This window comes from Streptomyces sp. NPDC048420 (genome assembly GCF_040651535.1).
Lineage (GTDB): Bacteria > Actinomycetota > Actinomycetes > Streptomycetales > Streptomycetaceae > Streptomyces.
Map to the genome: position 1 here is coordinate 91,804 of NZ_JBEZKG010000003.1, position 18,960 is coordinate 110,763.

An 18,960-nucleotide genomic window follows, 5' to 3' on the forward strand; every position below is an offset into this window, starting at 1 on the left:
GAAGGCCCATGACTGACCCGCACCCGCACTACGACGTCACCGGCCACGGCAGGGTCCTGCTGCTGATCCCCGGTGGCGCGGGGCACCCCATGGGCCTCGACGCGATCACGGACGTGCTCTGCGCGCACTTCACCGTCGTCACCTACGATCCCCTCGGCCTCGCCCATGGCCGCCTCGGCGAACCCGTCGCGGACCAGCGTGTCCAGGACTGGAGCGACGGGGCGCGGCGCGTGCTCGAACTGACGCTTCCTGAGGGTGAGTCGGCGTACGTCCTCGGCACCAGCGCCGGCGCCGTCGCCGCGCTCGATCTGCTCGCCCGGCATCCGGAGCGGCTGCGGCACGTCGTCGCGCACGAGCCGCCGTGCGTGGGGGTGTTGCCGGACGGGGTGCGGCAGCGGGCCCGGTTCGGGGAGGTCTGTGACGTCTACCGGGCCCAGGGGCTCGCGGTGGCGGGCGCGCTGATGACCGCCGTACTGGAGGAGCGGGAGGCGGGAGTGCTTCCGGCGGGTCAACCGCTGTCCCGCGAGGAGGAGTTGGTGAACCCGATGGCGCTCTCCCTGGCGCATGTCATCGGGCCCTTCACGTCCTACGTCCCCGCGGCAGGACCCTCATCGGTCCACCTCACCCTGGGCGCGGGCGTCGACTCCCGCGGCCAACTCCTCTACCGCACCGCTGAGTTCCTCGCGAAGGACCGGCAGACCGACCTCGTCGAGTTCCCCGGCGGTCACCTCGGCATTCTCCAGCACCCGGCGGGCTTCGCCGAACAGCTCACGCGGACGCTGCTCGGGGCCGACGTACGGTCATGACAGGTCACGGATCGTTTCGGTGATGACCGAAGTGTGGTGCAGGCCCCGAACCCTCGCCCCGCGCTCTCAGTCCTCGCGTTCCGCTTCACTGCGCTCCACGCAGAACTCGTTGCCCTCCGGGTCGGCGAGGACCACCCAGCCCATGCCGTCACCCGTGCGCTGGTCGTCGATGATCGAGGCGCCCAGGGCGAGCAGGCGGTCGACCTCCTCGTCGCGGGTGCGGTCCTGTGGCTGGAGGTCGAAGTGGAGGCGGTTCTTGACGGTCTTGGCCTCCGGGACGGTGACGAAGAGCAGCCCCGCGGCCTCGATCAGCACCTCCTCGTCCTCCTCGCCGTCGTCCTCGTGCAGCGGTTGGCCGAGGACCCGGGACCAGAAGTCGGCGACCGCGTAGGCGTCGGCGCAGTCGATGGTCACGTGGCGGATGCTGGAGGTCATGGGGGGATTCTCGGAGGCCCGGTCGATCACCGCAAGGGCGGCGGCAACCTTCGCGCGCCCCGCGGCGACCTGGGGGCATGACTTCCGCAAGACGCACGCCGCGCGACGGCGACGCCTCCCGCGAGAGCCGCCGCGACCGTCGCCGCGACGGACAAAGTGGCACCCTCCTTGACGCCTCCGGTGGCTCCCCTCGCGCCGGCCACCGCCGGGTCCGCGCCGCCCGTAAGCCCGTCATCGCCGGTCTCGCCGCGACGGCCGCGCTCGTCGGTGCCTGGTACGCCACGGCCGGTGCGGCCACCGCCCCCACGCTCGCACCCACCACCACGGCCGTGACCCTGGCCGCCAAGTTCCCCTATCTGTCCGCCGGTTACAACAACACGCGTGAGTGGACCCGGACGACGACCGCGGTAGCGCCGAACGGCACCCTGCGTGTCGCCTGGCCCGCCTCGGACGGCGTCCATGTCACCCCGCTGACGTCGGCCGGGAAGCGCTCGGGCGCGGACACCGTCGTCAAGGGCGCGAAGGAGGTCGGCGGGCTGGTCGCCCACAACGACGGCTTCGCGCTGCTCACCCGGGTCGCCGACACCAACAAGTGGAAGGAGACGGCGGCCGCGATCGTCCGGTACACGAACGGCAAGCAGACGTTCCGTACGAAGCTCACCGGCACCGCCTCCCACGACACCTCCCCCACCCTCGACGGCCAACTCACCTGGAACGGCAAGAAGTACGGCGCCTACTTCGTCGTGCACGGCGCGGGCGGCTTCGCCGACGGACACTTCGGCGACAAGTTGTCGTACATCAGCGCCAAGGGAGCGAAGCTCGGCGGGGGTTGGGGCTGGGGGTGCAGTCACAACGAGGGCATCGCGCTGCACGCCGAGACCACCGGCGACTTCACCTCCCTGTGCTTCGACGACTGGCGCTCCGGCCTGTTCGTGTCGACGGGCATCGGCGCCCCGGATGTGGCTCCGGTGGTGCAGCGCGAGCAGTGCTGGGCGGGGTACTGCGGGGGCACCTTCGCCTCCCGCACCGGTGATCTGGTGAAGTCCTCCAGCGGCCGTTACGTGACCGCCTTCGCCTCCCGCGGGGCCGCCTCCGCGAAGAAGAACCCGGACGACTCCAGCGGCCGCGGCTGGACGGTCACGCCGAGGACCAGCACCCACCAGGTGGCGGTGGCCTTTCTGAAGAACCGCAACTCCGGGCCCGGCAAGGCGATCTACCTCACCAGCGCCAAGACCGTCGAGAACGTCAACGTGCATGTGGCGCCGTACGGCAAGGACCGTCTCCTCGTGTCCTGGGAGTCCCTGAAGAACGCCAAGTGCGCGAGCGGCACCTGCACCGGCACGTTCACCGGCACGCACTTCCGTCTCGTCGACTGGAACGGCAAGGTCCAGAGCGCGGACAAGGTGGTGTCGACGCGAATCACGGGTGACCTTGCTGTCCAGAAGGACGGCACGCTGACCTGGGCGTACGTCCCGGTCACACCGACGTACGCGAAGCCGCTGACGGGCGCGTCCCCGACGACGACAAGTCTGCGGATCGCCCGCCTCAAGCCCTGAAAGCCGCGCAGGGCGGCCCCGGCTCACCGGGCGCAACGATGCCCCACCGACCGGAATGGTCGGCGGGGCATCGCGGTCGTGTCCGCCGTCGGCGTCAGCTGATGTAGCCGGCCACGTCCGCGAGCACGTTGGTGGTGCTGCTCGTGTAGAAGTCGACCTTGCCGTCGGAACCGACGGGCACGATCACCTGGTTGGCGATCGTCTTGCCCTGCGTCCAGTTCAGGTTGGAGGCCGTCGGACGGCTGCTGCCGTCGGCCCAGGCGGTGAGGTAGCCGCTGCCGGTGGTGCCGGTGACGGTGACCGTCAGTACGACGGCCTTGACGCCGGTGGAGGGGATGCCGTCGCGCCCCGAGATCTGCACGGCCAGCGTCTTGCCGGAGCCCAGTGCCGTCGTCTGGCGGGTGTCCAGCAGGCGCAGCGGGGTGACCGTGTCGAAGGTCGAGCCGCTGGTGGAGAAGTAGCCGGAGACGTCCGCGATCACGTGGCTGGTGCCGTGCACGTAGATGCTGACGTTGCCGTCGCTGCCGATCGGCACGACCACCAGGTTGGGGATGGTGGTGCCGGTGGCCGACCAGTTGACGTTGGACGCGGTCGGGCGGGTGGCGCCCTCGGGGTAGGCCTCCAGGTATCCCCCGCCGACGGTCTGGGTGGCTGTCAGGTTGAGCACCACGGAGGTGGCAGCGGTCGGCACGCCTCCATGGCCGCGGACCTTGAGGCTGACCACCGCGTTGGTGATCTTGCTGGTGGTGGAGATGCCGACCTTGGAGCGGGTGTCCAGCAGGCGGGCCGGGGTCAGCGCCGTGTACTTCGAGCCGGTGGTGCCGCTGGTGTAGTAGCCCTGGACATCGGCGATGAGGTGGGTGGTGCTGCTCGTGTAGAGGTCCACCACGCCGTCGGCGGCCACCTTCACGGTCGCCGACGCTGCGATGGTCTGGCTCGCGCCGGTCCAGTTGAGGTTGCTGGTCGACGGCTTGCTGGTGCCGTCGGCCCAGGCGATCAACGAACCCGCGCCGGTGGTTCCGGTGACGGTGAGGTTGAGCACGACGGCGGTGACGCCGCTGCTGGGGATCCCCCCGGCGCCCTCGATCTTGACCGGGGCGGTGCCGCCCGCGACCAGAGGCTTGGTGGTCGGGATGGAACTGAGGCCCCAGCCCGTGCCGTTGCGGGTGTCCAGCAGGCGCTTGGGGCTGCTGAGCGCGTGGAAGGTGGAGGCGCCGGTGGCCGCGGTGCCCCGCACCGGGCACAGGGCGGAGGTCAGGCCGGCCTCCCTGGGCGAGCCCAGGCCGGTCACCTCGTCGTAGCCGGCCGTCGCCGTGTAGCCGGTGGCGTGGACGGAGTTGTTGCCGCTGGTGACGTCCCAGAAGTCCGTCGGGTAGCTGCTCCGCGCGGCCCGGTAGAGGGCGTTGTTGAGGAAGCCGACCCGGCCGTTTGCCTGGCAGGCCGTACCGGCGTTCGCCTGGACGATCGCGGCGGCCCAGGTCGGAGCCGCCGCACTGGTGCCGCCGACGATGGCGGGAATCGGGGTGGAGGACTGGCTGTCGTCCTGGAGGTAGACCGGATAGCCGTGGGCCGGGTCCGCCAGGGCAGCGACGTCCGGGACGGCCCGCTTGGTCGTGGTGGCGACACCGCCCTGGTAGGCGACGGGCGCCCAGCGCGAGGAGACACCGCCGCCGGTGCCGCCGTCGGCGTTGCCCCAGGCCGTCTGGGTGCTGGTGCTGCCCGAGGTGGTCATGGTGGTGCCGCCCACGCCGGTGACGTAGGGCTGGCTCGCGGGGTCGTCGACGGCCTTGGCCGTGGAGCCGGTCGCCTGGTAGCAGTCGCTGGAGCCGTCGTCGCCCGAGGCGGCGACGACGCTCTGCCCCTGGGCGGCGGCCTCCGCGAAGACGGTGTTCTCGGCACTCGCGGTCGCGCTGCTCTCGAGCGCCTCGCACTCACCCCAACTGGTGGAGATGACCTGCGCCTGGTCGTCGGTGACCATCCGCTGGTAGACGTCGAGCACGTTCTGGTCGGTCGCGGACCCGGCGTCCGGGCCCTGGTAGTCGATGATGCTCGCGCCGGGCACCAGACCGATCAGGTCCTCGATGTCGAGCGCCGACTCCACACCGACGGACCCGTCGGTCGCCGGGGCACCGGCACCCTCCGTCGTGTCGACGTACACGTGGGACACCGAGCTGTTCGTGCCGACGCAGGACTGGTACGCGGCGATGCTGCCCGCGTCGACGTTCTCCAGCTCGAACACGGCCACGGTCTGGCCCGCGCCCGCGGTGGCGGAGCTGGTCATCCCGTAGGCGCCGGCCAGCTTGCCGGGGCTGTAGTAGTCGTTGCCGTCGGTAAGGCCCGAGCCGGTGAAGTCGGCGCAGAGTGCCGGGGTGTACGCGGCGGCGGTCGCCGCGCTCGAAGCGCGTCCGGAGACGGCCGAGGGGGTGGCGGTACGGGCGGAGGTGTGCCTGCTCGTGCGACGCACCGCGGAGTGGTGGCTGGTGATGGTGTTGATGCTGCTCAGGCCGACGATCCCGGTCACCGAGGACGCCACGTTCGCGGGCAGCGAGGGGGCCGAGGTGTTGAGGTAGTCGGTGGTGCCGTCCTTCAGCCGGACGTTGTGGAAGCCGGTGCCGAAGGCGTGGGACGCCTGCGCTGCGGTGGCGGTGACCGGGATGGACAGGCCGTCCGGGCTGACCTTGCCGGGTGCCAGACCGGCCGCCTTCAACGCCCGTGTCACACCCGCGACGGTGGCCTGCGTAGGACCGAAGACCGAGGCGAACTGCCCCTTGGCGAGGTAGTGGTGGTACTGGGCGTTCCCCGGTGTGGACACCGCGGTGACGAAGTCCGCCAGCGACTGCGGGTCGCGCGGGGCCAGGTTCACGCTGAGGTGCAGCGTGGTTCCCGACGCGGTCGCGCCGGTCACCGTCGCACCCGCCGGGACACGCGGGGCCGCCCCTATTCGCTCGGGTGCGCCCGGCCCGGCCGTTCCGCCCTGGGCGACCGCGCCGGAGGCGGTCGCGCTGACGGCGATGAGGGCTACGGCTGCGGTGGAGGCCGCGGCGATCGCCCTGGCCCGTCTGCCGCTCCTGGCTGCCGCGTGCCCGGGGCGTCCGGGCGCGTCGGGGACCTTCTTGGCCATGCAGAACTCTCCTAGGAACTGACACACCATCAGACCTGTGGCCGTGAGGGTGGTCGAAGTGTCACTCGGGCCGACGGGTGCATCCGCGTCACAAGGCGCGCAGGAGTTATCCCTCTTAACCGGAGTATGCGCATTTCCTATCAGGGCAAGACAGTTACTGTCTCTGGTCGCCCGGGAACCATGAACGGATCTTTACGTCGCCGCAGCCTGGCCGTGGCATCTTGGCCGAGTGACACAGGCAGAGGAAGAGGAGTGGCTGGCGACTCAGCGGCCGTCGCGGGTGCGCGAGGTCCAGGCCGGTCGCCTGGCCTGGACCGAGATCGACCTGATCGACATCGGGGGCGGATTCGCGCATGCGTTGCGTGACGGGCTGGAGGTCTTCGGCGTCCATGTGAACCATCTGCGGGTCGGCCAGCCTCGCCACCTGGTGGCGGCGCTGGACGGCACCAGATCGATCGCGTCCTATGTGATCGTGTCCTGCCACGGCGACGAGGGACGCATCCTGATGGAGGACCTCGCCGAGGAGCTGGCCGGATTCCAGCCGTTCAACGGTGCCGTCGGGCCGGACCTGGTACGCGAACACCTCCGGCTGCCGGGCAGCGTCACTCTCGTCACCGGCTGCGACACGGGCGAGCCTGCGCTCGCCGAGGCCTTCCTCGACGCCGGCGCCAGTATCTACATCGCTCCTCGGGGTGCCCCGTTCGGCTATGCGAGCGTGTTCGCCCCGTTGTTCTTCTTCTACGAGCTCACCGAACGCCGCTCCCCCGTGGAAGCCGTCGAACGCCTGCGCGCGCACGACGACGAACTCGCCATGTGGCAGCTCTACCGACGCTGACCCGAAGCCTGCGCCCCGTCCGGCCGGACGGCTTCGGCAAGCTCGAGCCTGCGAGGGCGTGTCCTCGCGCAAGGAGCCCGCCCCCACACCCGCGATGGTCCCCGCACCCGAGCCCCACCAGCCGCCCAGTACCAAGGCGTCGGTCGGTGTGGGCCGCCAGGACTGCGGAGCGGTCGGCGAACGGGCGGCCTGCCAGGTCGCGGTCAGTGTCCGTGTCACGGCCGATGCCGCAGGGCGGGGTCCCGACGAGGCGGTGGTCGCCGACGTCGGCAACGCACTCAGGGGCGCCGCCCAGCCCCAGGCCCACCGTGACCTCGCATCCCGGGCCACCAGCGGCCCGTGGCCGCTGGTCCCGTGAGACGGCGCGTCACAAGTGCGGCGAGATCTCCACTCCGGCGTCACCGAACCGCACCCGAACCTCGGGTTCGTCGTCGCCCCAGCGGACCCCCAACTCCCTTGCGCCATAGGCCTGCACGGCCACCGCCTCCTCCAGCGGCACCGGATCCGACTCTCCCGTCAGCCGGGCCACGGCGACGAAAAGAGCCGCCCCTTCCCCGGTGACGCCGGCGAGTTCGTCGTCGAGGCCGACGACGGGCAGGAGTTCGGCCCGGACGCCGTCCCCGGCGGCCCATCCGGTCACGCGCACCGGCGTCCCGGGCTCGGCCCCGGAGACGAGGAAGGCACGCACCTCCACGGCCCCCCGGGCGAGCACGACACTGGAGACCCGCGCATCTCCGGCCGCCGTGTGCCGTGAGGCCGCCCACCCCTCCCCCACGCCCAACGGCTCGATCTCCGTACGGCTGGGATCGCCGCCCACGATCAGGCTGTTGTCGTACGACGTCGAGGGCTCCGTCACCGTCGAATACGCGAGGCGCGTGTAGTACGGGTCGTAACGGACGTCCTCGCTGCCGTGGTTGTGGAGGCGGACCAGGCCGTCGGAACGGGTGGACTGCAGCAGCCAGTTGGGGGCGGCGATCGAGGTGACCGCGTCGGATCGCTCCGCCGGACCGGGCTCCTCGACCGCAGTCCACACTTCGTGGTCCGCCGGGAGGAGCAGGCCGAGGAAGCCCTTGCTCGCCCAGTACGGGGAGGCCGGGCCCGAATAGCCCTGCAGCACAGAGGGGTTGGGGCCGTGCCAGCCGAGGGTGAGGAGGCCGTGGGAGTCCACCGCGTCCCGGTCCAGGAAGTACTTCAGGGCTCCGGAGGCCAGCCGTCGGGTCTCGCCGGGCGGCAGCGGGGTGTGGCCCGTCAGCGCGCCCAGCCACAGCGGGACGGTCGTCGCGAAGCGGTACGTCAGGGAGCGGCCCTGGTGCATGGGGGCGCCGTCGGCGCCGAACAGGCGGGCGTAGTCGTCGAGATGGCGTGACAGACGAGCGCCGTACATCTCCAGCAGTCGTTCGTCCTGCGCCAGCCAGGCGTGCAGTACCGGGTAGAGGTGCATGGCCCAGCCGTTGTAGTAGTCGAACTTGCGGCCGTCGCCGTCGGTGTACCAGCCCTCGCCGACGTACCACTGCTCGATCCGTTCCAGGCCGCGGTCGATCGCCTTGCCGGACGCCTCGGTCTCGTACCCGATCTCGCCGAGGAATCCGCCGACCGTGACCGGGAACAACTCCCAGTTGCAGGGCCAGGCTTCGGCGGTGAGCGCGTCGCCGAGCCAGGCCGCCGCCCGCTGCCGCACGCCGTCGTCGAGACGGTCCCAGAGCTGCTCCCGGGTCAGACGCAGCGCGAGGGCGATCGACGCGGCCTCCACGAGGGGCTGGCTGCGGTCCTCGATGCGGGGCCAGACGCCGGAGACTCCGGCGGCGAGGCCGTCGGCGTACCGCTGGAGCGCGGTCTCGTCCCGGCGGAAGGCCGCCAGCAGGAGCGTACGGGCGTAGCCCTCCAGGCCGTCGGAGAGCCGCCCCGACCAGCTCCGGCGGTCGCCGGGGAAGTGGTAGAGGGCACGGTCCTCGGTGGCGTACGGCTCCACCGCGGCGAGCAGGGAGTCGGCGGCGGCCTCCCAGTGGGCGCGGGTGTAGCCGGTTCGCGGACTGAGGGTGCGGTCGTCCGGGGGCAGGTGCATCGGCTCTCTTTCGGGGTCGTGCCGTACAAAGTCTGGGGCGCCCCGGTTCCGGTCGGGACGCCCCAGACGTCTATCCCACCCTCACGAGGCCCTTCGGCACCAGATGCCGTGCGACGAGTTCGTCACGGACCAGGCCCGCGTACACGGTGGCGCCGTGCACGGACGTGTGGGTGTTGTCCCTTTTCTCGTTGTAGAGGTAGATCGCCTTGGAGCCCTCCACACCCAAGGACTCCACCAGCGACTTCGTCTTCGCCGTCAGGTCGATCAGCGGGACGTCCTCAGCGGCCGCCACCGAGCGGATGACCGCGGGGTGGTCCACTCCGAGACCGTTGACCAGCAGCGCGGTGTTGTTGTTCAGCGTGCCGTCGGAGTTGAACCAGCGTCGCACGATGGGCGTCACTAGGACAGGGTTCCCGCCTTTCTCCCTCACACCCGCGACCAGTGTCTCCAGGTTCGCCCGGTACGTCGCCTCGTCGGTCGTCTTGTCGTTGTGGGCGAGCTGGATCAGGACGAGGTCGCCGGGGCGGATCAGCGGCTGGACGGTGGCCCACAGGCGCGGCTCCGACAGGTACGTCACCGTACTCTCGCCGGAATCGGCGTAGTTGGCCACGGAGACGCCCTTGCGCAGGTACTGGGGCAGCTGCTGGCCCCAGCCGGAGTAGGGGTCGCCGGGCTGGTCGCAGACCGTGGAGTCGCCGACGAGGAAGATCTGGCGGGCGTGCCGGGCCGGGGTGACCCTGATGTCGGCGAGCGCGGGGGCGCTGCCGCCGAGCGCGAGGTCCAGACCCGGGGTGCCGTCGGGGCCGGTGGGCTCGCCCTCCGGGGTGCGCACGTTCACGGTGAAGCTGCGGGCGACCCGCTCACCGGCCGCGACGGCGGTCTCCGGCAGCAGGGAGCGCCGGGTCTCGCCGCTGACGGCCGTGCTCGACGCGGTGTCCGCGCCGAGGAGGACCTTCACGTCGTACGTCCCGGGCGGGACGTCGAAGTGGCAGGCGGCCACCGTGCAGTTCTCGATTCCGAGGGCACGCCCGGCATGTGCCTGCGCCGGCGTGGCGGCGAGGCCCGTGGCCAGCGTGACCGCCGCCAGCAGGGCGAGGTTGAAACGTCTCATTCGAGGCTCCTCCGACAGTCGACAAGGCCTGGCGGCTGGACCGTACCCCTATCGGCAAGCGCTTTCTAGACCCTGGACCGATTTCACGAGATCGCCAACTTCCAGCGAGTGAAAGCCCTTTCGCGAAATCGATTCAACTGTCACCCTCACACTCACCCGCACCACCCCCACACCTCTCGAAGGAGGCACCCCCATGTCCGAATCCGCCGTGAACAGACCGGTCGGACGCCGTACCTTCGTTCTCGGTACCGCGGCCGCCGCGGGCACCGCCGCGCTCGCCGGGCCGTTCGCCGAGAGCGCGTCCGCCGCGAGCTTCGGCTACACCGACGACGGCTCGAACTACGTCGTCGACACCGGCGCAAGCCTGGTCTTCAAGGTCAGCAAGTCCAACGGCGACCTGACCTCGCTGGTCTACAAGGGCACCGAGTACCAGGGCTACGGCGGCAAGAACTCGCACATCGAGTCCGGCCTCGGCGCCTCGACCGTGACGATCAAGCAGTCGGGGACGACGATCCTGATCTCGGTCGCCCACGGCACGCTCCGGCACTACTACGCGGCCCGCAGCGGTGAGAACAACGTCTATCTGTGGACCAACCGGGCCGACACCTCGGTCGCCTCCACCCGCTTCATCCTGCGCGTGAAGGCGGGCCTGTTCCTCAACGACGAGCCCGATTCCTACACTTACGCGCCGACCACCATCGAGGCCTCGGACGTGTTCGCCAAGTCCGACGGCCAGACCCGCTCGAAGCACTACTCGAAGCTGCGGGTCATGGACTACAACTACGTCGGCTGGAGCGCGAACGGCGTCGGCCTGTGGATCGTCCGCTCCAACCACGAGAAGGCGTCGGGCGGCCCGTTCTACCGCTCGCTGCTGCGCCACCAGAGCGCGGACGGCGGCGGCCTGTACGAGATCCTGCACTACGCCCAGAACCAGACCGAGAACGAGCGCTTCGGCCTCCAGGGCCCGTACGTCATCGCCCTCACGGACGGCGGCGCGCCCTCCTCCTCGCTCTACCCGGGCACCCTCACCACCTCCTGGGCGGACTCGCTCGGCATCTCCGGTTACGTCGCCTCGGGCGGCCGCGGCAAGGTCGCGGGCGTCGGCATCACCGGGCGGAACACGGCGTACCCGTACACCGTCGGGCTCGCCAACTCGGCGGCGCAGTACTGGGGTTCGGCCCGCTCCTCGGACGGCTACTTCTCGATCGGGGGTGTCCTCCCGGGGACGTACACGCTGACCGTCTTCAAGAGCGAACTCGCCGTCTACACCACCTCGGTGACGGTCACCGCCGGCGGTACGACCACCCTGAACTCGATCGCGATCCCCTCGTCCAACGACCCGAGCAACGCGAGCGCGATCTGGCGGATCAACGACTGGACGGGCACGCCGAGCGGCTTCAAGAACGCCGACCTGATGACGTACGCCCATCCCTCCGACGTCCGTGCCGCCTCCTGGACCGGCAACGTGGTGATCGGCAGCGGCAGCGAGACCTCGGCCTTCCCCTGCTACCTCTGGAAGGACGTCAACAGCGGTCTGCTGGTCTACTTCAAGCTGACCGCGGCCCAGGCCGCCGCCGCGCACACCCTGCGCATCGGCGTGACGACGGCCTACGCCAACGGGCGGCCGCAGGTCGTCGTCAACGACACCTGGACGTCGGCGATCCCCTCCCCGCCCACGCAGCCGAGCACCCGGTCGCTGACCAACGGGTCCTACCGGGGCAACAACTACACGTTCACCTACAGCGTTCCGGCCAGTGCCTGGCTCACTGACACCGGCCAGTACAACACGCTGAAGATCAACGTGGTGAGCGGTTCGGGGTCGACGGCCTATCTCAGCGCGGGCACGTCGATCGACGCCATCGATCTACTGACCTGACGTCATGAACCGCGCGTCCACTGCTGGTTGGTCGCTCCGTTGCACGTGTACGTGATGAGCGCGGCGGAGTTGGCGGTGGACGCGCCGTTCACGTCCAGGCACTCGCCGGTGGCCCGGGCCTTGATGTTGACGTACGAGCCCGAGGTGACCACCGACCACTGCTGGGTGGTCGCGGTGCCGCAGTTCTCCTGGGTGACGTTGGTGGAGTTCTCCTGGAGGCACAGGGAGCTGCCGCGGCCGACCAGCTGGTAGTAGCCGGTGCCGAGGTCCTTGAACCACCACTTCTGGTTGGCGCCGCTGTTGCAGGTGTACTGGCTGATCGCGACGCCCTGCCACAGCGACTGGTTGGCCACGTCGGCGCACTTGCCGCTGTTGCGCGCGACCAGCGTGTTGTACGTGGCGCTCGTGCCGCCGATCGTCCCGGCGGCCGCGTCGATGGTGATCTCGGGGTACCAGGACATGGACATCGTGGTGGAGCTCGGAAAGGTCAACGGCAGCCACACGTACCGGGAGTCGTTGACGGTGCCGCCGAAGGAGTTGCCCCAGCGGTCGCCCAGGTAGAGGTACGAGGTGCCCGAACTCCCCTGCACGGGAAGGACGTACGCGGTCTGCGAGTTGTACGTCGTGGAGTCACCGACGTTGGCCATGGACGTCCAGGGGCCCGCGAGAGAGGTCGCCGTCGCGTACTGCTGCTGGTTGGCGCTCCAGCCGGTCGCGCCCGACGTCAGCATGAAGTACACGCCGCCCCGCTTGAACAGCGCCGGGGCCTCGCGGTGGCCGCCCACCCACGGGTTGGCGACGAGACTCGCGATGCCGGTGTAGTCGGCGGTGAGCTTGTAGATGTGCAGGTCGTAGTTCTCGTTGGCCGCCGAGACCATGTAGCCGGTGCCGTCGGTGTCGACGAACGTCGTGATGTCACGGGACATGTTGTCGCCGAGCGGGCGGAAGCTGCCCTGGTAGGTGTAGTTCCCGTCGACCGTGGACGACACGGCGACGGCCGCGCGGGCCTCGCTGTAGTCGGTGCCGTTCTCCTTGTGCATCCACATCACGAACTTGCCGGTGGACGCGTTGTAGATGACCTTCGGCCGCTCGATGTAGGCGGTGCCCAGCTCGGCGGCGGAGGACTGGGTCAGGACGTGGTTCCTGAACTCCCAGTTCTTCAGGTCCGTGGAGCGGTAGGCGTCCACGTACCTGAAGGTGTTGTCGGCGTTGCGGTCCTCGCCGAACCAGTAGTAGTAGGAGCCGACCTTGATGACCCCGCCGCCGTGGGCGTGCAGAGGGTTCCCCGAAGTGTCCTTGAACTGAACGCCGTTGGGAATCGTCAGCGCGGCGGCCTGGGCCGGTCCGGCGGTCACCAGGGCGCCGGCCAGGGCCAGGCAGAGGGCGAGCAGTACCGCGTAAGCACGTCTCATGACGCGACCTCCGTGTCCGTGGCGGTGTCCGCCACCGGTATGCCGAAGTTCGGGGTGCCGTCCGCGTGCCAGCCGAGCTTCTGGACGCGGGTGTGGCGGTTGGGGTCGTTCAGCGGGTCGCCGACGATCTCCTTGTACTGGCGTGCGTGGTAGACGAGGACGTCACTGCGGCCGTCCTCGGCGACGGTGAAGCAGTTGTGGCCGGGCCCGTACTGCTTGGTGGTGTCGTTGCTGGTGAAGACCGGCGTCGGTGACTTGGACCAGCTCGCCGGGTTCATGAGGTCGGCGTCCGCGTCGGACGTGAGCAGGCCCATGCAGTAGTGCCAGTCGGTGGCGCTCGCCGAGTAGGACATGAACAGGCGGCCGTTGCGGGCGATGACCGAGGGGCCCTCGTTCACCTTGTAGCCGATGCACTCCCAGTCGTACTCCGGGGTGGAGAGCCTGATCTGGGGACCCGTCAGGGTCCACGGGTTCGCCATCCTGGACAGGAAGATGCCGGTGTTGTTGTCGAGGCCGGGCTCGTGCTGGGCCCAGGCGAGGTAGCGGGTGCCGCGGTGGGTGAAGGTGGTGGCGTCCAGGGAGAAGGTCTCCCATGCGGTCTTGATCTGCCCCCTCTCCACCCAAGTCCCCTTGAACGGGTTGGGGTTGGCGTTCTCCAGGACCCAGATACGGATGTCCCACACGCTCTCGGCGGGCGCGGAGGCGAAGTAGATGTACCACTTGCCGCCGATGCGGTGGATCTCCGGAGCCCAGATGTGGGCGCCCATGACACCGGTCGGGTGCTTGGTCCAGATGACGGACTCGTCGGCGGTCGTGAGGCCGCCCAGCGTGCGGGAGCGGCGCAGGATGATGCGGTCGTACTCGGGGGCGGTGGCCGTGAAGTAGTAGTAGCCGTCGGTGTGACGGTGGATGTACGGGTCGGCGCGGTTGCGGACGAGCGGGTTCACGAAGGGAGCAGTCTTCTTCGGGTCCGGATTCGGGTTCGGGGAGGCCGAGGCGACGGTGGAGGTCGCTGCGAGGGCGCCCGCGGCCAGGGCACCTTTCAGCAGCAGTCGTCGGTCGGGGACATCGGGAGCGCGGCTCATGCGGGCTGCCTCTCGGGTGGGGGTGTCCAGAGAGTGATGTTCGGTATTGAGAACATCTGTTGTTATTGCGAACAGCCGAAAGGTACGGCTGGGGAACCAGGAGGTCAACGGGTCGGACGCGACCAAAAGAAGGCGCTTTCTGCATCCGGACTTTCTGTTATCGGCCCGGCCGCCGCGCGTCTCCCCACATGTGCGCAGCCAAACCCACAAGACAGCAGCGGCCATGGGCGCCCTCGCCGCCCTCCTGGTCTCGGCTCCCCCGGCGCTGGCCGCCGGCTCCCGGGACGTCACCGCCGACGTCCTCGCGGACCGGGACGTGACGCTGACCGGCGACACCGTCGTCACCGTGCCCGCGGGGACGACGACGTACGACGGGGTGTTCCGCGGCGAGGGCACGCTCACCGTGCGCGGCCGCGGGACGCTGATCCTCACGAAGGACAGCGACTTCACACTGCCGGAGTCCCGGCGGCGGCAGACCGTGCGGACGCTCGGCGGCAACCACCCCTACGTCACCACGACGAACCCCGACCCGCCCGCGATCACGGTCGAGCGCGGCGCGACCCTGCAGTACGGCGACGGCGGCACGACGGGGCTGATCGGCCACTTCCCGTACGACACACCCGCGTTCCGGCTGAACCAGGACAACATCAGGGTCGACGGGACCCTGCGGCTGTCCCTGAAGAGCGCGTACAACCTGGGCACCGTCAGCGGCGCCGGCCTGATCACCCAGCCGCGCTTCCTGTGGGGCACCTGGGACCTGACGTCCGGATCGTTCGCCGGGGTCATCGACAACGGCACCCAGGCCAACGCCGGGCGGCCCGAGTACGCCACCTCGCTGCCGAACGTCCGCAAGGTGCTGAACCAGGGCACCTGGACCGTGGACACCCCGCTGGGCCGGACCGTCACCCAGCGGATGGACTTCTACCAGCGCGAGTACGGCAGCGACATCAACGTCCAGTCCCGGCCGGGCGGCAAGGTGATCCTCACGGGTCAGTACAGCTGGTCGAACCAGGGCGGTGACACGAACCCCTCGCTCAGCGACCCCGCTCTGAACTGGACGCCCGCGACGAAGAACGTCAACAAGCGCGGCACCAACATCAAGGGCGCGAACGTCCAGTGGGGCGACGGGACGACCAGCCGGATCTTCATGCCGGGGACGGCGGAGACGGTGTACATCAACCTGCTGGCGGCGCGCTCCCGTTCGACCCTGGCCTTCGACTACAACGGTCCCGTGACGCTGGGCGCCCCGATCGGCGGCGGCCGCTTCCACGACACCCTCTCCGCGCCCGGCGCGGGTGACATCGTCGTCAAGGGGACGAAGGGCAACGACGTCACCTTCGCGGCCGTCCAGTACTACGACGGCTCCACGACCGTCGAGAAGGGCGCGGTGCTGCGCCTGGGCAGCGGCAAGCCAGGGGGCGACGGCGGCCTTTACACCGGGGGCAGCCTCTACAAGGTCGTGAACAACGGCTCGCTCGTGCTCGACAACGCGAGCAAGCCCCTGACCCTGCCCCGGATCGGCGGCACCGGCTCCCTCACACAGGCGGGCGCGGCGACGACGACGCTGACCGGCGGGGCGATCACGTACACGGGGATCACGACGGTGCAGAAGGGCACGCTGGCTCTGCGCGGTGGGGCAACTCTCGCTCACAGCAGGGGAATTCGGCTCACTTCCACGACGGCACAGCTGGACGTGGGGACGGCGGGCCTGCGGGTGGGCTCCTCGCTGTCCGGCAAGGGGACGGTGAAGGGGGCGGTCACCAACGAGGGTGTGGTCGCGGGCGGGCTCAGCGTCTCCGGCGGTTACACACAGAACGCCGAGGGCGAACTGATCCTGGGTGACAGCCCGTTGAAGGTGACGGGACCGGTACGGCTGGCCGGTGACCTCGACCTCTCGGCCGTCGGCACCCGCCACCCCGCCCGCCGGATCACGGTGCTGAACCACAAGGGCACGGCGAAGACCAGGGGCGCCTTCAAGGGCCTCAAGGAGGGCACGCGCCTCAAGCCGGCCGACACGACGTACCGGATCAGCTATCGGGGCGGGGACGGCAACGACGTCGTACTGACCGCGGTCACGGCGAGCGCGTCGCCGGGTGTGCGTGCGGACACGTCGTCGCCGCAGACAGCGGAGGCGGCGCCGCGTACGGCGGGGACGGTGGCCGAGGGGCTGGGGTGGTGGCCGTATCTGCTGGCACTCGGGCTGCTGGGTGGGCTGGTGGTGCCAGCGACCGTGCGCAGGGTCGGCGCCGGTAAGAGGCGCGGTGGACGGCACGCGGTGCGCGGCCAGGGATGAGGCGTGCTGTGAAGTCGGCGACCGCCACATGGTGGGCACGATGTTCGGACAGTGGACGGATACGGCCGTCGCGTGGACCGTCGACTAGCGTCGAGGTATGACCAGCGACATCCCGGAAGCCCCTGCCGCCCGACCCGTACCCTTCGCCGAGGCCCTCGCGGCCGGTCCTGTCGTGCTCGACGGCGGCATGTCCAACCAGCTGGAGTCCGCCGGGCACGACCTGAGCGACGAGCTGTGGTCGGCGCGGTTGCTCGCGGAGCGGCCCGAGGCGATCACCGAGGCGCATCTCGCGTACTACGAGGCGGGCGCGGACGTGGCGATCACGTCCAGCTACCAGGCCACGTTCGAGGGGTTCGCGAAGCGCGGGATCGGGCGGGAGCGGGCCGCTGAACTCCTCGCCATGAGCGTCGAGTTGGCCCGTGAGGCGACACGCCAGGCGGCGGCGAAGGGGGTCCGGCGGCCGCTGTACGTGGCGGCCTCGGTGGGGCCGTACGGCGCGATGCTCGCGGACGGTTCGGAGTACCGGGGCCGGTACGGGCTGAGCGTGGCCGAGCTGGAGGCCTTCCACCGGCCCCGGCTGGAAGTCCTGGCGGCGGCCGGACCCGACGTCCTGGCACTGGAGACCGTCCCGGACGCCGACGAGGCTCAGGCCCTGGTGCGGGCGGTCCGTGGGCTCGGTGTGCCGGCCTGGCTGTCCTACTCCGTCGCGGGTGACCACACCCGTGCGGGGCAGCCCCTGGAGGAGGCGTTCGCCCTGGCCGCCGAGGCGGACGAGATCGTCGCGGTCGGCGTCAACTGCTGTGTCCCCGAGGACGTGAACAGCGCCGTCGAGACCGCCGCGCGGGTCACCGGCAAGCCGGTCGTCGTCTACCCCAACAGTGGGGAGAGCTGGGATGCGGAGGCGCGCCGCTGGGAGGGACGGTCCTCGTTCACCCCGGAGGAGGTCACGGGGTGGAGGGAGTCGGGAGCGCGGTTGATCGGGGGGTGCTGTCGGGTGGGGCCGGAGGCGGTCTCCGGGATCGCGGGGGCGCTGCGTTAGCGGTTGCGGTTGCGGTTGCGGTTGCGGTTGCGGTTGCGGTGCGCCTACTCGCCTTCGGGGTTCCGGCGTCTTGCGGCTGCTGCGTTCGTTGTGGTTGCTCGCGCAGTTCCCCGCGCCCCTAAGGGGAGCGCTGCGCGCCCCCTGTTTCTCGCTCCCGCCCCTTAGTCTCGCCACCGTCTCCCTGCTAGCCTCCGCTCGGGAACCGGTTTCCATCGGTGTTGCCGCAGTTCCCGAGGGGTGGGTACGGGGAGAGGGGTGAGGCGGGATGACCAGGAAGAGCGAGGACGCGAGCCGGAGCACGATCCGGGATGTGGCGGCGCGGGCCGGGGTGTCCGCGTCGACCGTGTCGCGGGTGCTCGGTGGGGTGTATCCGGTGAGCGCGGCGACCCGCACGCGTGTGATGCGGGCCGTGCGGGAGATGGACTACGTCGCCGACGCGCGTGCGAAGGCGATCGCGGGCGTCGGTACGCCCACCCTCGCGTTCGTGCTCGAGGACATCACCGGCCCGTCGTTCGCGCTGATGGCACACGGTGTGGAGCGTGAGGCGACCCGGCTCGGACATCTGTGCCTGGTGTGCAGCACGGAGGGCGACGTCGAGCACGAACTGGAGTTCGTGGAGATGATGCGGGCCCAGCGCGCGGCCGCCGTGATCCTGGTGGGCGGCGCCGCCGACACCGTCGAGTACCGCGAGCGCACGCGCCGTATGGCCGACTCGCTGGCGTCGGCGGGCTCCCGGCTCGTGCTGTGCGGCAGACCGCCGCTGGGCCCCGGGGCACCCGTCACGGTCATCGAGTACGACAACGAGGGCGGCGCCTACGCGCTCGTCGCCCACGTCCTGTCCCAGGGCCACCGGCGGGTCCTGTTCCTCGGCGGCAAGGCGGACCACACCACCGCGCAGGGCCGGGAGCGCGGCTATCTCGCCGCGCACCGCGCCCGGGGCCTGGACCCCGACCCCGCGCTGGTCCTGAACGGCGACTTCACCCGCGACTCCGGTCACCGGCTGATGCGCCGGGCCCTGAAGGAGGGCCTGGAGTTCACGGCCGTGGTCGCCGCGACGGACATGGTCGCGGCGGGCGCCCTGACCGCCCTCCACGAGTCCGGCCTCGACGTCCCCGGTGACGTCTCCCTGGCCGGCTACGACGACATCCCCTTCGCCCGCGACCTCCACCCGGCGCTCACCACCGTCCACGTCCCCTACGAGGAGCTGGGCCGCCTCGCCGTACGCACCGCACTCGGCCGTACGTCGGAGGACCCGGCCGAGCATCTCCTGCTGGGCACCCACGTGGTGGTCCGGGACTCGGTCACCGCGACCGGCACCTGAGCACGTCC

At 70.4% G+C, this 18,960-nt stretch carries 14 protein-coding genes; 8 read left to right on the plus strand and 6 right to left on the minus strand.

Features of this window, described 5'->3' with window-relative positions:
* The first annotated feature begins 8 nt into the window (after positions 1-8).
* Positions 9-806: an alpha/beta hydrolase gene (locus tag AB0D34_RS05520; RefSeq protein WP_362656851.1), complete on the plus strand. Its 798-nt coding sequence runs from the start codon at positions 9-11 to the stop codon at positions 804-806.
* A gap of 66 nt (positions 807-872) precedes the next feature.
* Here AB0D34_RS05520 and AB0D34_RS05525 read toward each other — a convergent pair whose 3' ends face one another.
* Positions 873-1,241: a VOC family protein gene (locus tag AB0D34_RS05525; RefSeq protein ID WP_362656854.1), complete on the minus strand. Its 369-nt coding sequence runs from the start codon at positions 1,239-1,241 to the stop codon at positions 873-875.
* Between the two features lie 77 nt (positions 1,242-1,318).
* Between AB0D34_RS05525 and AB0D34_RS05530 the strand changes: the two genes are divergently transcribed.
* Complete coding sequence (locus AB0D34_RS05530) at positions 1,319-2,797, plus strand: hypothetical protein (protein WP_362656857.1); 1,479 nt, start codon at positions 1,319-1,321, stop codon at positions 2,795-2,797.
* 94 nt (positions 2,798-2,891) lie between these two features.
* On the opposite strand, the gene AB0D34_RS05535 is transcribed toward AB0D34_RS05530, so the two are convergent.
* Entirely contained in the window at positions 2,892-5,918 is a 3,027-nt protein-coding gene (locus AB0D34_RS05535) for a S53 family peptidase (protein ID WP_362656860.1), read from the minus strand.
* A 229-nt stretch (positions 5,919-6,147) separates the two neighbouring features.
* On the opposite strand from AB0D34_RS05535, the gene AB0D34_RS05540 reads away from it, so the two are divergent.
* Both AB0D34_RS05540 and AB0D34_RS05545 read left to right on the plus strand, forming a co-directional pair.
* Positions 6,148-6,753: a hypothetical protein gene (locus AB0D34_RS05540; protein ID WP_362656863.1), complete on the plus strand. Its 606-nt coding sequence runs from the start codon at positions 6,148-6,150 to the stop codon at positions 6,751-6,753.
* A gap of 58 nt (positions 6,754-6,811) precedes the next feature.
* Positions 6,812-7,111, plus strand: coding sequence for a hypothetical protein (locus AB0D34_RS05545; RefSeq protein WP_362656866.1), 300 nt, complete (start codon positions 6,812-6,814; stop codon positions 7,109-7,111).
* Positions 7,112-7,120: 9 nt separating this feature from the next.
* Here the strand turns inward: AB0D34_RS05545 and AB0D34_RS05550 are convergent, their stop codons facing one another.
* Together AB0D34_RS05550 and AB0D34_RS05555 are read right to left on the minus strand one after the other, a co-directional pair.
* Positions 7,121-8,815, minus strand: a complete 1,695-nt coding sequence (locus AB0D34_RS05550) for a DUF2264 domain-containing protein (RefSeq protein ID WP_362656869.1) — start codon at positions 8,813-8,815, stop codon at positions 7,121-7,123.
* Positions 8,816-8,885: 70 nt separating this feature from the next.
* Positions 8,886-9,926: a rhamnogalacturonan acetylesterase gene (locus AB0D34_RS05555; RefSeq protein WP_362656872.1), complete on the minus strand. Its 1,041-nt coding sequence runs from the start codon at positions 9,924-9,926 to the stop codon at positions 8,886-8,888.
* 193 nt (positions 9,927-10,119) lie between these two features.
* Here AB0D34_RS05555 and AB0D34_RS05560 point away from each other — a divergent pair, with 193 nt between their 5' ends.
* The gene (locus tag AB0D34_RS05560; RefSeq protein ID WP_362656875.1) at positions 10,120-11,802 is read left to right on the plus strand and encodes a rhamnogalacturonan lyase B N-terminal domain-containing protein; all 1,683 of its coding nucleotides are present in this window, start codon (positions 10,120-10,122) and stop codon (positions 11,800-11,802) included.
* A gap of 2 nt (positions 11,803-11,804) precedes the next feature.
* Here AB0D34_RS05560 and AB0D34_RS05565 read toward each other — a convergent pair whose 3' ends face one another.
* Entirely contained in the window at positions 11,805-13,214 is a 1,410-nt protein-coding gene (locus tag AB0D34_RS05565) for an RICIN domain-containing protein (RefSeq protein ID WP_362656877.1), read from the minus strand.
* Positions 13,211-14,299 (minus strand): glycoside hydrolase family 43 protein, encoded by a 1,089-nt coding sequence (locus tag AB0D34_RS05570; protein WP_362656880.1) that lies wholly within the window; start codon positions 14,297-14,299, stop codon positions 13,211-13,213. Before AB0D34_RS05570 ends, AB0D34_RS05565 begins: the two co-directional genes overlap by 4 nt.
* A gap of 223 nt (positions 14,300-14,522) precedes the next feature.
* Here AB0D34_RS05570 and AB0D34_RS05575 point away from each other — a divergent pair, with 223 nt between their 5' ends.
* The 3 genes from AB0D34_RS05575 (at position 14,523) to AB0D34_RS05585 (ending at position 18,952) form a co-directional block, all read left to right on the plus strand.
* Entirely contained in the window at positions 14,523-16,592 is a 2,070-nt protein-coding gene (locus tag AB0D34_RS05575; RefSeq protein WP_362656883.1) for an autotransporter, read from the plus strand.
* 97 nt (positions 16,593-16,689) lie between these two features.
* Positions 16,690-17,631: a homocysteine S-methyltransferase gene (gene mmuM, locus AB0D34_RS05580; protein ID WP_362656886.1), complete on the plus strand. Its 942-nt coding sequence runs from the start codon at positions 16,690-16,692 to the stop codon at positions 17,629-17,631.
* A gap of 265 nt (positions 17,632-17,896) precedes the next feature.
* Positions 17,897-18,952: a LacI family DNA-binding transcriptional regulator gene (locus tag AB0D34_RS05585; RefSeq protein WP_362656888.1), complete on the plus strand. Its 1,056-nt coding sequence runs from the start codon at positions 17,897-17,899 to the stop codon at positions 18,950-18,952.
* Positions 18,953-18,960 lie beyond the last annotated feature (8 nt).

What these genes read in the sequence shown, in the direction of transcription:
- AB0D34_RS05585 (WP_362656888.1), top strand. Translation starts at nt 17,897, where the DNA reads ATGACCAGGAAGAGCGAGGACGCGAGCCGGAGCACGATCCGGGATGTG.
- AB0D34_RS05555 (WP_362656872.1), bottom strand. Translation starts at nt 9,926, where the DNA reads ATGAGACGTTTCAACCTCGCCCTGCTGGCGGCGGTCACGCTGGCCACG.
- AB0D34_RS05520 (WP_362656851.1), top strand. Translation starts at nt 9, where the DNA reads ATGACTGACCCGCACCCGCACTACGACGTCACCGGCCACGGCAGGGTC.
- AB0D34_RS05565 (WP_362656877.1), bottom strand. Translation starts at nt 13,214, where the DNA reads ATGAGACGTGCTTACGCGGTACTGCTCGCCCTCTGCCTGGCCCTGGCC.
- AB0D34_RS05570 (WP_362656880.1), bottom strand. Translation starts at nt 14,299, where the DNA reads ATGAGCCGCGCTCCCGATGTCCCCGACCGACGACTGCTGCTGAAAGGT.
- AB0D34_RS05575 (WP_362656883.1), top strand. Translation starts at nt 14,523, where the DNA reads ATGGGCGCCCTCGCCGCCCTCCTGGTCTCGGCTCCCCCGGCGCTGGCC.
- mmuM (WP_362656886.1), top strand. Translation starts at nt 16,690, where the DNA reads ATGACCAGCGACATCCCGGAAGCCCCTGCCGCCCGACCCGTACCCTTC.
- AB0D34_RS05535 (WP_362656860.1), bottom strand. Translation starts at nt 5,918, where the DNA reads ATGGCCAAGAAGGTCCCCGACGCGCCCGGACGCCCCGGGCACGCGGCA.
- AB0D34_RS05560 (WP_362656875.1), top strand. Translation starts at nt 10,120, where the DNA reads ATGTCCGAATCCGCCGTGAACAGACCGGTCGGACGCCGTACCTTCGTT.
- AB0D34_RS05525 (WP_362656854.1), bottom strand. Translation starts at nt 1,241, where the DNA reads ATGACCTCCAGCATCCGCCACGTGACCATCGACTGCGCCGACGCCTAC.
- AB0D34_RS05530 (WP_362656857.1), top strand. Translation starts at nt 1,319, where the DNA reads ATGACTTCCGCAAGACGCACGCCGCGCGACGGCGACGCCTCCCGCGAG.
- AB0D34_RS05550 (WP_362656869.1), bottom strand. Translation starts at nt 8,815, where the DNA reads ATGCACCTGCCCCCGGACGACCGCACCCTCAGTCCGCGAACCGGCTAC.